At 65.4% G+C, this 13,027-nt stretch carries 11 protein-coding genes; 6 read left to right on the top strand and 5 right to left on the bottom strand.

What is annotated here, in order from left to right:
- Positions 1–11 precede the first annotated feature (11 nt).
- The gene (locus KDW55_RS06005) at positions 12–536 is read right to left on the bottom strand and encodes a metal-dependent hydrolase (RefSeq protein ID WP_040141083.1); all 525 of its coding nucleotides are present in this window, start codon (positions 534–536) and stop codon (positions 12–14) included.
- A 399-nt stretch (positions 537–935) separates the two neighbouring features.
- On the opposite strand from KDW55_RS06005, the gene ggt reads away from it, so the two are divergent.
- Together ggt and ppk2 are read left to right on the top strand one after the other, a co-directional pair.
- Entirely contained in the window at positions 936–2,657 is a 1,722-nt protein-coding gene (gene ggt, locus KDW55_RS06000) for a gamma-glutamyltransferase (protein ID WP_212197890.1), read from the top strand.
- 315 nt (positions 2,658–2,972) lie between these two features.
- On the top strand, positions 2,973–3,923 hold the full coding sequence (gene ppk2 / locus KDW55_RS05995; RefSeq protein WP_040139648.1) for a polyphosphate kinase 2: 951 nt from the start codon (positions 2,973–2,975) through the stop codon (positions 3,921–3,923).
- 72 nt (positions 3,924–3,995) lie between these two features.
- On the opposite strand, the gene KDW55_RS05990 is transcribed toward ppk2, so the two are convergent.
- The 4 genes from KDW55_RS05990 to KDW55_RS05975 all read right to left on the bottom strand — a co-directional run bounded on the left by KDW55_RS05990 (position 3,996) and on the right by KDW55_RS05975 (position 9,369).
- The gene (locus KDW55_RS05990) at positions 3,996–4,283 is read right to left on the bottom strand and encodes an H-NS histone family protein (protein ID WP_212160118.1); all 288 of its coding nucleotides are present in this window, start codon (positions 4,281–4,283) and stop codon (positions 3,996–3,998) included.
- Positions 4,284–4,526: 243 nt separating this feature from the next.
- Complete coding sequence (locus KDW55_RS05985) at positions 4,527–5,114, bottom strand: YigZ family protein (protein WP_212159993.1); 588 nt, start codon at positions 5,112–5,114, stop codon at positions 4,527–4,529.
- Positions 5,115–5,441: 327 nt separating this feature from the next.
- Positions 5,442–7,643, bottom strand: a complete 2,202-nt coding sequence (locus KDW55_RS05980; protein ID WP_212159994.1) for a glycoside hydrolase family 3 C-terminal domain-containing protein — start codon at positions 7,641–7,643, stop codon at positions 5,442–5,444.
- A gap of 568 nt (positions 7,644–8,211) precedes the next feature.
- The gene (locus tag KDW55_RS05975; protein ID WP_249173841.1) at positions 8,212–9,369 is read right to left on the bottom strand and encodes a polysaccharide biosynthesis/export family protein; all 1,158 of its coding nucleotides are present in this window, start codon (positions 9,367–9,369) and stop codon (positions 8,212–8,214) included.
- A gap of 641 nt (positions 9,370–10,010) precedes the next feature.
- Between KDW55_RS05975 and KDW55_RS05970 the strand changes: the two genes are divergently transcribed.
- Genes KDW55_RS05970 through gmhB form a run of 4 tightly spaced genes read left to right on the top strand, consistent with a single transcriptional unit; the run spans position 10,011 to position 12,925 of the window.
- Complete coding sequence (locus KDW55_RS05970; protein ID WP_040139650.1) at positions 10,011–11,057, top strand: dehydrogenase; 1,047 nt, start codon at positions 10,011–10,013, stop codon at positions 11,055–11,057.
- Positions 11,054–11,635, top strand: coding sequence for a D-sedoheptulose 7-phosphate isomerase (locus KDW55_RS05965; RefSeq protein ID WP_059546715.1), 582 nt, complete (start codon positions 11,054–11,056; stop codon positions 11,633–11,635). The genes KDW55_RS05970 and KDW55_RS05965 overlap by 4 nt, the downstream gene beginning before the upstream one ends.
- A complete protein-coding gene (locus KDW55_RS05960; RefSeq protein WP_249173824.1) occupies positions 11,632–12,363 on the top strand; it encodes a sugar phosphate nucleotidyltransferase in 732 nt (243 codons plus the stop codon). Before KDW55_RS05965 ends, KDW55_RS05960 begins: the two co-directional genes overlap by 4 nt.
- Complete coding sequence (gmhB, locus tag KDW55_RS05955; RefSeq protein ID WP_040139652.1) at positions 12,353–12,925, top strand: D-glycero-beta-D-manno-heptose 1,7-bisphosphate 7-phosphatase; 573 nt, start codon at positions 12,353–12,355, stop codon at positions 12,923–12,925. Before KDW55_RS05960 ends, gmhB begins: the two co-directional genes overlap by 11 nt.
- Positions 12,926–13,027 lie beyond the last annotated feature (102 nt).

The raw sequence follows: 13,027 nt of genomic DNA, 5'->3' as shown, positions 1-13,027 counted from the left end.
GCGATGCGCGACTACACGCGATGCAGCCAGCCGAGCCAGTGTTCGACGAACGGCGCGCGCGTCCACAGCGATTGCGCGAGCCATAGCGTGCCGCCCCATGCGGCGGCCACGATGATCAGGTCGCAATGTCCGCTGTTCCACAGGTTCAACGAGTGGCGCCGCCAGATCCACGGTACGCCGAGCGGATTGGGCCAGTCGGCGAGGAGATGCATCACGCCGCCGCACGCGAAGCCGAACAGCGGCGCGGCCCATAGCGGATGCGGATGATGCGTGAGCCCGTGCCATCCGAGCGCGAGCAGCGCGATCCAGCCGATGCCCCAGTGCGTGATCGTGCGGTGCGTGATCCACAGCCGGCGCTTGCGGGTCCACCACGCGACTTCGAGCCAGTCGGGCGCGGTGCCGCCCGCGACGCCGGCTGCGAACGCGGCGAGCAGGCCCGCATGCCACGGGCCGGTCGCGCCCGTTTGCGCGACGAGGACGGCGGCGGCGACGCCGGCCGCGAAGCCGGACGCGTGATGCGCATTGTGTGATGCCATGAAAAACCAGACGAAAGAGCGTGATGCGGCGCCGAGCGCGCGCCGGTGAATCGGGTACGAAAGCGGGGCGCTATCTTCGCAGATCGGGCCGCTCAGCGGGCGATTCGATCGCAGATTTTTTCGTGCTCGGCGGCCGTGCGAGCCGCCGGAAGCGGGATTGTCCGCCTGATTGTCGTGCGTCGCGTCGCCGTCGCGCAAATTCGACCGATTCGCCGATCTTCGCCGCGTTGCCGGGCGATCAACCGCGGACGTTCAACGAAATTCGTAGAAGCCCGCGCGGTTGCGCGTTTATCTCGTGGTTCGACTACGAAATCTGCGTACGGGCGACGACCGCGCACCGGCTATAAGCGGATCTGGGACTTTTTCCAGCCCGTCGGAGCTTCACATGGGGGACATTCAATGACTACGCTGAATCGCTTGAAGACATCTGCTGCGGTAGTTGCCGCGGCGACCGCCCTGGGTTTTGTGCCGACCGCACCGGCATACGCAAAGGGACCGCAACCGGCCGTCCTGACGAGTTCCGCCGTCGCGGTGGCCGACAAATACAGCGCGGACGCCGCGGAGCGAATCTTCAAGGAAGGCGGCAATGCGATCGACGCGGCCGTCGCGATTGCGTTCACGCTCGCCGTCACGTATCCGGAGGCCGGCAACATCGGCGGCGGCGGCTTCATGACGATCTACAAGGACGGCAAGCCTTACTTCATCGACTATCGCGAGCGCACGCCGCTTGCCGCGACGAAGGACATGTACCTCGACAAGGACGGCAACGTCGTCGAGGGCATGAGCCTGTACGGGCCGCGCGCCGCCGGTGTGCCGGGCACGGTCGCGGGCATGTGGGAAGCGCAGAAACGCTTCGGCAGACTCAAGTGGAAGCAGGTGCTCGCGCCGGCGATCCACTATGCGCGCGACGGCTTCATCGTCGACGAGCAACTGGCGCAGCGCGGTGTCGACGCATCGAAGGAGTTCGGCGGCAAGACCAACTTCGACAAGTACTTCTCCGGGCTGAAGGCCGGCACGAATTTCAAGCAGCCGGATCTGGCCGACGTGCTGACGCGCATCGCGAATAACGGCGCGGAAGGGTTCTACAAGGGCAAGACGGCCGAGCTGATCGCCGCGTCGATGAAGACGGGCGACGGCAACGGGCTGATCACGACGGAGGATCTCGCGCAGTATCGGGCGGTGTGGCGCCAGCCCGTGCACGCGAAGTGGAACGGCTACGACGTGATCACCGCGCCGCCGCCGAGCTCGGGCGGCATTGGCCTCGTGCAGTTGCTGAAGATGAAGGCCAACCTGAAGAAGGACTTCGACGGCGTGCCGCTCAATTCGCCGCAATATGTCCATCTGATCGCGGAGATCGAGAAGCGCGTGTTTGCGGATCGTGCGCAATACCTCGGCGACCCGGACTTCTACAAGGTGCCGGTCGCGCAACTGATCGACGACTCGTATATCGCCAGGCGCGCGGCCGAGGTCAATCCGAAGGAGCCGTCGGACACGAAGAGCGTACAGCCCGGGCTCGGTACGTCGATGCCGGAGAAAGCGGAGACGACGCACTTCTCGGTCGTCGACAAGTGGGGCAACGCGGTGTCGAACACGTACACGATCAACGGCTATTTCGGCTCGGGCGTGATCGCCGACGGCACCGGGATCGTGCTCAACGACGAGATGGACGACTTTTCCGCGAAGCCCGGCGTCGCGAACATGTTCGGCGTGGTCGGCAGCGACGCGAACGCGATCGAGCCGAAGAAGCGCCCGCTGTCGTCGATGTCGCCGACGATCCTGACGAAGGACGGCAAGGTGTCGCTCGTGATCGGCACGCCGGGCGGTTCGCGGATTTTCACGTCGATCTTCCAGGTGATCAACAACGTGTACGACTTCAAGATGCCGCTGAAGGACGCCGTCGGCGCGATGCGGTTCCACCACCAGCTGCTGCCGCCCAACACGATCTTCTGGGAGCCGTACCACCCGATCGAAGGCGAGCTCGCGAAGCAGATCGAGGCGCGCGGCTATACGCTGAAGGGGCAGGACTTCAGCGGCGACATCCAGGTGATCAAGATCGACGGCAGGACGCCGGAGGCGATGGCCGATCCGCGCGGGCGCGGGGTGACGCGGATCATCCGGTGATGCGGCAGGCCCGATGCGCGGCTGCCGCGGCGGCCGCGCAAACGGCGATCGATGCCGGGCGCGCGCCCGGCATTTTTCGTGCTGGCGCGGCGTCGTGCCGTTGCGTCGCCGCTTGAGCGGCGCGCGCGCGTATGCCCGGCCAGCCGACCCGCCCGCGGGCATTCGCCGCGTGCGACCCTTTCGCGACTGCGGTGCCGGCGGGCGTGCCGCCCAAGCCCCGCTTCGGACGAGCCGGTCAGCCCCTTTTCATGAATTTGACGCGCGACGCTGGGATAATGTCGGCGTTTGCTGCGTCAATCGAAGGAAGGAGGCCCCATGGGCGACAACGATACCCGCACCGAGACCGACCACCTGAACGATACGGCATCGCGTGAGGCGCGCCAGCGCCGCTTCGAGGAGGACCTCGTCGACGCGTACGACGAAGAGCTCGAAATGGAACTCGACGACCGTCGCTTCGACGACGGCGACGATCTGCTGTTCTCCCAGGAGCGCCGCGAAGCGCGCAAGCAGTACTTTCGCGAGCTGTTCCGGCTGCAGGGCGAGCTCGTGAAGCTGCAGGATTGGGTCGTGAGCACGGGGCACCGGCTGGTCGTCATTTTCGAGGGGCGCGACGCGGCGGGCAAGGGCGGCGCGATCAAGCGCATCACGCAGCGGCTCAATCCGCGCGTGTGCCGCGTGGCGGCGCTGCCGGCGCCGAACAACCGGGAGCGCACGCAATGGTATTTCCAGCGCTACGTCGCGCATTTGCCGGCCGGCGGCGAGATCGTGCTGTTCGACCGCAGCTGGTACAACCGCGCGGGTGTCGAGCGCGTGATGAATTTTTGCACCGACGACGAATACGAGGAGTTTTTCCGTTCGGTGCCCGAGTTCGAAAAGATGCTCGCGCGCAGCGGGATCCAGATCGTCAAGTACTGGTTCTCGATCACCGATCATGAGCAGGAACGGCGCTTCCAGAGCCGGATCGAGGATCCGCTGAAGCAGTGGAAGCTGAGCCCGATGGACCTCGAAAGCCGCCGCCGCTGGGAAGCCTATACGGCCGCGAAGGAAGAGATGCTGCAGCGCACGCATATTCCCGAGGCGCCGTGGTGGGTCGTGCAGGCGGTCGACAAGAAGCGCGCGCGCCTGAACTGCATCCATCATCTGTTGACGCAGGTGCCGTATCACGAGGTGCCGCGCCCGACGATCGACCTGCCGCAGCGCGAGCACCACGAGGATTACATCAGGCGGCCGGTGCCGGACGACATGATCGTCCCGGAAGTCTACTGATCCGTCAGCGTTCCGGTTCGGAGCCGGGCCCGGCGCCCGGTCCGGCGTGGGCGCCGTGCAACGCGGCGCGTGTCAATCCCGGATCAGGAAGGCGGTGCGATCGCGCCCGGCGATCCATGCAGGGGCGCGGCCGCGCCCGCTCCACGTAGCGCCCGTGGCCGGATCGCGGTACTTCGCGCCGGCCGTGAACAGTTTCGCGCGATCGCTGTAACCCTGGCCGAAGATTTCGCGGGCAGTGAGTGCGTAGTTCGTGACGATCTGGCGGACTTGTGCCAGTGTCGCGTTACGTTCGCGGCGGCGCGCCGCGCGGATGCGTTGATCGAGTTCCGCGAGCTGGGCTTGCAGTTTCTGCAGTTGCATGCGTCCGATATCCCCGTAGCTGAATTCTGATTTCTGATTGTTGGCGACGCGCGACGGAATGCGCGCCTGCATGCGAGGCCGTTAAATCCCGGCGGTGTCGGTTCCCGGCACGCAGGTGCGAAATAACGCGCGGCAGCGCACTGAGATTAAATTTCAGCGCGCGCTTTTTCTATCGGACGCATCTGAATTTTCGCCGCAATTGGCATGAAACCGTGTCGGCGATACCGGGGCGCCGCCTGCGGATCACAGATCGGGGAAGCCGGCGCGGCCCTGCGTCAGGTCGAACAGTTCGGTTTTCGCCGCCGCTTCGACGGCTTCGGGAAGCTTCACGACGAGCTTCACCGTCATCCCGTACGAACTGTCCGTCAGCTCGTAACCCGACTGTTCGATCCAGCGACGCACGCGCGCTTCGTCCGGATAGCCGATTTCGATCGCGAACCGCGTGTGGCGGATGCGCTCGACGCGCTCGGCATCGAGCAGCGCGGATGCGATTGCGTCCGTGTACGCGCGCACCAGGCCGCCCGCGCCGAGTTTCACGCCGCCGTAGTAGCGGACGACCGCGCCGAGCACGCCGTCGAGGTCATGATGGCGCAGCACTTCGAGGATCGGCCGCCCGGCCGTGCCCGACGGCTCGCCATCGTCCGACATTCCGGACTGGCCGCCGGCGAGCAGCGCCCAGCAGACGTGCGTGGCGGCCGGATGCTCGTCGCGCAGGCGCTGCAGCGCGTGCATCGCGGCATCGCGGTCTTCGACGGGGATGGCGAACGCGATGAAGCGGCTTTTGCGGATCTCGAGTTCGGTCGTGCGGGGAGCGGATAGGGTGTAAGTCACGTTGATCGTTGTCGGCGCACACGGTGCGTGCAGGGGCTTGCCCGCGGGGCGGGCGTGGTCGATGGCCGCCGCAAATTCCACTGTTTGCGTCGCGCGGTCGCGCGCCCGCGTATACGTGTACGTCCGACCGATGAACGGGACGGCGCCGCGGCAGCTCGTGACGAAGGATACCGCGAGCGGGCATTGCGGCGGCAATCGCCGGGGTCGCGGCGCTGCCGTTGCCGTTGCTCCGGTAGCCCGCGTGGGCTGATGCGCCTGCCCGGTGCACGAAACGCGGAAGCGCCGCTCGCGATGCGCGCGGCGCTTCCAGCCACGTCGCCCGGCCGCTCAGCTACCCTGCAACCGGATATCGCGCGACGACGCGCCCACGTACACCGTCCCGCCCGGCACGAACCGCCAGCCGTTGCGCGACGTGTCCCACACGCTTTGCATCCGCGGCGACACCGTCACGCGCACATGCCGGGCTTCGCCCGGATTCAGCCGGATCTTTTCCCAGCCGACCAGCCGCTTCGGCGGTTCGTCCTTGTACGGCACGCCGAGATAGACTTGCGGCGTTTCCGCGCCGGCGACGCGGCCGTCGTTGCGCACGGTGAACGCGACGCTCAGCGAGCCGTCCCGCTGCCGCGACACCGACAGTCCCGAATACGCGAAGTGCGTGTACGACAGCCCGTAGCCGAATTCGAACATCGGCTTGATGTTGCGCGCGTCGTACCAGCGGTAGCCCATGTTCAGTTTCTCCGCGTAGACCGGATCGTTGTCGAACGCGCCGCTTTGCCCCCACGTCGGCGTGTCCTGATCGCGCGCAGGGAACGTGACGGGCAGCTTGCCGGAAGGATTGACCGCACCGAACAGCACGTTCGCGATCGCCTTGCCGCCGCCTTCGCCCGGATACCACGCTTCGACGATCGCCGACACGCGGTCCTTCCACGGCATCAGCACCGGATTGCCGCTCTGGACGACGACGATCGTGTGCGGGTTCGCCCGTGCGACCGCGTCGACGAGCGCATCCTGGTTCGACGGATTCGCGAGGCTCAGGCTTTGCAGATCGCCGAAATCTTCGCCCGCCGGTTGCGCGACCACGACGATCGCGACGTCCGAGCGGCCCGCGAGCGCCGCGGCCTGGTCGATCTCCTGCTGCGTGTATGCGCGGAATGGCGATTGCTGGTCGCTGTTGCCTGCGAACGTCACCTGCGCGGCCGGCGCGAGCGCACGGATCGCCGCGACGATCGGCACGTCGACCTTGAGCCACGGATTGCGCCACCAGCTGCAGCCCGTCGACGAGCCGAACGTCAGGCCGCCGCAGCCAGCGAATGAGCCGCTGACCGGATCGCGCGTGTTGCCCGAGCCGCCGCCGGACATCACGGCCGCGTCCGCATGGCCACCGATCACGGCGATGCGCGACAGCGCGGAGGCCGCCAGCGGCAACTGGTTTCCGTCGTTCTTCAGCAGCACGATCGACTGCTCGGCCACGCTTTGCGCGAACCGGTTGCCAGCCGCGAAATCGATCGTGCCGCCACCCTTGGCCGGATCGTCGAGCACGCCGACCCGGATCATCACCGCGAGCTTGCGGCGCACCATGTCGTCGATGCGCGCGGTCGATACAGAGCCGTTCGCGATCGCCTGCTTGACCGCGGCCGGCGTCAGGTAGACGCTCGGTCCGACGTCCTCTTCCTCGTCGAGCCCTGCGTTGATCGCGGCGGCGGTGCTGTGGGTCGCGCCCCAGTCCGACTGCACCTGGCCCTGGAAGCCCCATTCGTTCTTCAGCACGTCGTTCAGCAGGTGCGTGTTCTCGCATGCGTACGTGCCGTTCAGGCGGTTGTAGCTGCACATCACGCTACCGGGCTGTCCGCGTTTCGCGGCAATCTCGAACGGCAGCAGGTACAACTCGCGCAGCGTGCGCTCGTCGATCTGCGTATTGCCCCCCATCCGGCCGTGCTCTTGCTCGTTGCCGGCATAGTGCTTGATGGTCGCGATGACCTTTTGCCGCTGCGTGGCGAGCGTACGCTCGGCGAGCAGGTCGCCGGCGAGCAGGGGATCCTCGCCGAGATACTCGAATAGCCGTCCGCCGCGCGGCTCGCGCGCGAGGTTCGTGCCGCCGCCGAGCCCCATGCCGAATCCTTGCGCGCGCAACTGTATCGCGACCTGCTTGCCGAAGTCATACGACAGGCGGCGGTCCCAGCTGGCGGCCACCGCGATCGTCGCGGGGAAGGTCGTGCTGGGCTGCGACGTGCTGCCGGAGCCGGTCGCCGAGTCGACCATGTTCAAGTCGGGAATGCCAAGGCGCGGCACACCCTGGATGTAGCCGGCGCCGCCGCCCGGCACCTTCGACATTTCGTATTGCGAATGGATGAACTGAAGTTTCTCGTCGAGCGTCATCTTGCGCACGAGCAAGTCCGCGCGCCGCTGTGCGGCCGACGACGCGAATGCATCGGTGGCGTCCGCGCGTGAATCGAAATCGGCGTTGGCTGCATGAACGCCGGTGCAGAGGGCCGCTGCCAGCACGGCGGCCGGCCAGAGTTTGTCCCGCATGTTGCTCTCCATGATCGTATTGCCGGTTGTTCGGATGATGTCTGGAGCTGCGTTCGTCCGGTGGATTCGCACCGGGCGCATTCGGCTGGCGATGCAGGGTGGTTGCGCGTCGGCATGCCAGGCCGGGCGGGGAATCGTTACGGCCGGTTGGGCCCCGAGCGCATCATGCGGGCGGCGACGCGGACCGCCCGACACTGGCGAATCGGATGTAGCGATTCTCTGCAGCGACTAATCGTACGAATGTAGTTTGACTACAGCATCGGTGTTTCTACCGATACGTACGATCTTTCTGCGAATGAAGGAGGACGCGTCCATCGCGAACGGTCATCGTTCCCGATTGTGCGTGTGCAGCAGAGTAATAAGTACGTGGATGCGAGCGCGTTCGCGACGGGCGACGCGGATGTGGCGCATGCGCGGCAGGTCGAAGAAAATTGGTTGTGTGCGCATCGACCGGCCGGCCGCTCGATCGGTTTGCGTCCGCTTCGGTGTCGGGGTGTCCGATTGCAGCCGCACGTGCGCATGACGCGGGCCGGCGAAGGGCGCCGCCCCGCATCGGCGCACGGCACGATCATTTCGTGATGAGTGCGCCGGTCAAGCCTGCGCTGATCGCCGGCAGCAACAGGTTCAGCACACGGCTCGCGCGGACGAGCCCGGTATTGTCGACATAGACGATATCCTTCGATGCGAGCGGAAACTGATTCGCGAGCAGCATCGACACCGGCGACTGCATGTCCAGGTGATAGATCACGGGCGCACTGTCGTCCGCCTTGCGCAGCACGAACACCTGTTTGGCATTCGACGTTTGCTGATTCAGCTGACCCGCCTGCGAGAGCGCTTCGCTGAGCGTGAGCGAACCGTCGCGCAGCGGCGCCACTGCTTGCGGACGCGTGACTTCGCCCATCACGTAGACGGGGTTGTCGTCGCGCGCGCCGACATGCAGCATGTCGCCGGGCTTCAGCATGATGTCTGCCGGGTTCTTGCCGGACTTCATCATGCGAGCGACGTTCACCGGATAGATCACGCCGTTGCGCGTAATGGTGACGCGGCTCTGATCCGCGGTCGGCGCGAATCCGCCGGCGCGGTTCACGGCCTCGATCAGCGTCATCGGAATGTCGTTGATGGCTTGTGCGCCCGGATTGCGGACTTCGCCGTCGATATAAACCTGTGTCGCGCGGAACGACGCCACACGCACCGTAACCTGCGGTTTCACGAATACCTTGGCGAGTTCGCTCCGGATCTCCTGCTGGATTTGCGCGACGGTTTTCCCGGCTGCATGGATGGCGCGCGGCACGTACGGAAACTGGACGTTGCCGTTGCTATCGACGACGAAACCGGGCGCGGCATCCGCAGCCTTCGGGTTCTGCACGGGCTGGCCGGCTGCCGCGGCGAAATCCGGATGATCCCACACCGTGATTTGCAGCACGTCACCGGGACCGAGCCTGTACACGTCCGGTTTTGCGAACAGACCCGGCGGCAGCGGCGGCGCATGCATGGCCTTTTGCTCCGCGCGGATCTGCTCGATCTGTGTCAGATCGATTTGTTTGACCGGAACGTCCATGTCGCTGGTCACCGTGCCGTCGGCGGACGTCGTGACCGGCAGTGCGGTCGAGTTCATGTGCTGGCCCGGCACGGTCATGCAAGCGGACAGCGTCGCGGCGACGCACACGGCGAGCAGCGCGCGCATGCAATGTCCGGCAGGCCCCGCAGGGCGGTTCGTGTTCGGCATCGTCGGGCCGAAGCGGCAATCGTTTTTCATATCGTTACCCAGCATCGTTGAATCGCGAGCGGTCGGACGTACTTCGATGCCCGGCGCATCGTACGACGCGCTACGCGTGGTCCATCTTCCAGACGGATCGTCACCGGCGCGGACCGTGCATCGGTGAGTTCGTCACGTGATCACATGACCATTGTCAAAAATGGTTAGTCGTCGAAACGGTTGGCGACGCAGCGGTTCACGGCGCCGGCTGCCGGCGCGAGGCCGCGCAATCGCGGGATTCCATCGGGGCCGCGTACCGTTCGGCTTGCGTGACGCAGGCCGCGGAGCGCGCCGTGCAGTGTCCAATTTCCCGCCATCGCGTCAATCGTCACGCGAATGGAGCGTAACGCACGCGGAGCACTTCAAGTTCGCGGCAGCGGCTAAATGTAAGCCATCGCACGCAGCGTGTTGCGGGTCTGTCGCATAGTGCTCCCATCGAAACATGGCCGTGTATTTCGGCCGACGGGATCGCCGTCGCATCGTCCGTGCACTTGCGCTTCGGCGCGGGCACATGACGCATCCGAAGGCGGATCGATCGGCTCGCACGCATTGCATGTGACGCTTGCTACTGCATCGCGTCGTGCACGATTCATTTCTCACCGAGAGATTCCATGACACGCTTCATTGCCAGATCGAGAGCCCCGTTGAGACTGGGTTTGGGTGGTGGCGGCACGGACGTGCCGCCATATTCGGACCGGTTCGGCGGGCTGGCGCTCAATGTGACGATCGAGAAATTCGCGTATGCGTCGATTGCGCCGCGCGAGGACGCGAAAATCGAACTGGTGGCTGCCGATACGGACACGCGCTGGATCGGACCGGTATCGCCGTTGCTTGAGGTTCAGCCGGGCCTCGGATTGCATGTCGGCGTCTACAACCGGATCGTGCGGGACTTCAATGGCGGGCATCCATTGTCCGTCACGATCACGACGTGCTCGGAAGCGCCGCCGGGGTCCGGGCTCGGCTCGTCTTCGACGATCGTGGTCGCGCTGGTAAGGGCATTCTGCGAAATGCTGTCGCTGCCGCTTGGCGAGTACGACATCGCGCATCTGGCGCACGACATCGAACGCACCGATCTCGGGCTGGCCGGCGGCAAGCAGGACCAGTACGCGGCGACGTTCGGCGGATTGAACTTCATGGAGTTCTATGGCGATCGCGTGATCGTGAATCCGCTGCGGATCAAGCAGGAAATCAAGGCGGAAATGGAGGCGTCGCTGGTGCTGTACTACACCGGCGTGTCCCGCGAGTCGGCGAACATCATCAAGGAACAGAGCAGCAACGTCGTGGAGGGCGTGGTCGACTCCGTTGCCGCGCTGCACGAAGTGAAGGACGAAGCGGTCCGGATGAAGGAGGCCGTGTTGCGGGCCGACTTCGACGTGTTCGCCGCATCGATGCGCGATGCGTGGGAGTCGAAGAAGCGCATGGCGAAGAACATCTCGAACTCGATGATCGACGAGTTGTACCGGGTCGCGGTGCGCGCGGGGGCCAAGGCCGGCAAGGTATCGGGAGCAGGCGGCGGCGGCTTCATGATGTTCTTCGTCGATCCGGTCGAGCGCTCGAACGTGATGCGCGCGTTGTCTGCATACAAGGGCGTCAACGGGCAGGTTCTCAATTGCACGTTCACCGATGTCGGCGCTCAATCGTGGAGAAAGAGCGCATGACGATCACGTTCAAGAACGAAATTCAGCAGACGCTCGACGTGCTGAGCGCGCTGGCGGCGGACCCGGAACAGGTCGCACGGATCGAGCGCGTGGCTGCCCACGTGACGGCCGCGCTTCGTGCGGGCAACAAGATCCTGCTGGCCGGCAACGGCGGCAGCGCGGCGGATGCGCAGCATATCGCCGGAGAATTCGTGAGCCGGTTCAACTTCGACCGGCCCGGTCTCGCCGCGTTTGCGCTGACGGTGGACAGTTCGGTGATGACGGCCATCGGCAACGACTACGGATACGAGAAACTGTTCGAACGCCAGGTTCAGGCGAGCGGTCGTCCCGGTGATGTGTTCTGGGCGTATTCGACTTCCGGGCGCTCGCCGAACATTCTGCGCGCGCTGGAAGCCGCCAGGGCCGTCGGCATGTTCACGGTCGGGTTTACCGGCAACGGGCCCGGCGCGGCGCAGATGCGCGAGCGCGCCGACATCTGCATCGAGATTCCTTCCGCGTCGACGCCGAAGATTCAGGAAGGGCATCTGGTGTGCGGCCACGTCGTTTGCGGCATCGTCGAAGAGCAGATATTCGCATGAGCGGGGTCTTGCCGTGCCTGATCCTCGCGGGCGGCCTCGGCACGCGCCTGCGTCCGGTACTCGGTGACGAAGTGCCCAAGGCGCTCGCGCCGATCGACGGCGAGCCGTTTCTCTGCTGGATGCTGAAGGGATTGCAGGAGCAACGCGTGACCGACGTAGTGCTGTCGCTGGGTTTCGGCAGCGACAGGATTCGCGAAGTGCTGCGCACGAGGAGCTTCGGCATGACGATTTCGATCGTCGACGAAGATGTGCCGCTCGGCACCGGCGGCGGCATCGTCAACGCGGCGCGCGCGCACGGCGCGACGGAAATGATCGTGATGAACGGCGATACGTTGTCGAATCTCGATCTGCAGCGGATGTGCGCGTTTTATCGCGACACGCGCGCGGATCTCGTACTGGCCGCCACGCACATGAGCGACGCGTCGCGCTACGGCACGCTGGACTTCGATCCGGTGTCGCGCAGGCTGTCGGGATTCCGCGAGAAGCGCCCGGGATACGGCTACATCAATGCAGGCGCGTATGTGGTCAACGTGCGCCGGCTCCTCGGTTTCGATTTGCCCCGGACGTTTTCGTTCGAGCAGGACTTTCTCGGCGAACGCGTGGCCGAGCTCGATATCCGCGTCTTCCCCGCCGTCACGGAGTTCATCGATATCGGCGTGCCGGCGGACTATGCGCGCGCGCAAACCGTGGTTCCGCGGCTGGTGGAGGCTGGCATCGATGAAACGTAAGGCGCTGTTTCTCGATCGCGACGGCGTGATCAACGTCGACCACGGATACGTGCATCGTCGACAGGACTGCGTGTTCGTCGACGGAATCTTCGACCTGGTCAGACGGGCGAACGCGGCCGGATATCAGGTGGTGATCGTGACGAACCAGGCCGGTATCGCGCGCGGCTATTTTTCCGAAACGCAGTTCGATGCGTTCATGACCTGGATGCGCGATGCATTCGGCGCGCTAGGCGCGCGCATCGATCGCGTCTATTTCTGTCCGCATCATCCGGACGCCGGCATGGGCGCGTACAAGCAGGCGTGTACATGCAGAAAACCGCAGCCCGGGATGTTCGAGGCGGCGCGGCGCGATCTCGGGCTCGATATGTCGGCGTCGATCATGATCGGTGACAAGCCGTCGGATCTCGATGCCGCGGCGCGCGCGGGTGTCGGGCATCGTTTCCTGTTCGTCGCCGATGGCGGCGATCGTGCGCCGCACGAGCCGGGTGTCACGACGATTTCCCGTCTGTCGGACGTCAGCCCGCTGTTGCACGGGCATGTGCCGCGTGCCGAACCTGCGTAGCGAGCGATACGCACGCGTCAGGAAGGACGAGATGGCGCGAAGTGGAAGAGCAGGCGGCGTTGGCCGGTATTCGGCCGAGTCGTCAATGAAATGACTGTGAAC

This window comes from Burkholderia sp. AU19243 (genome assembly GCF_018148075.1).
GTDB classification, from domain to species: Bacteria; Pseudomonadota; Gammaproteobacteria; order Burkholderiales; family Burkholderiaceae; genus Burkholderia; species Burkholderia latens_A.
Note: the sequence above shows the minus strand (reverse complement) of the source record. Positions and strands in the feature narration are given on the sequence as shown.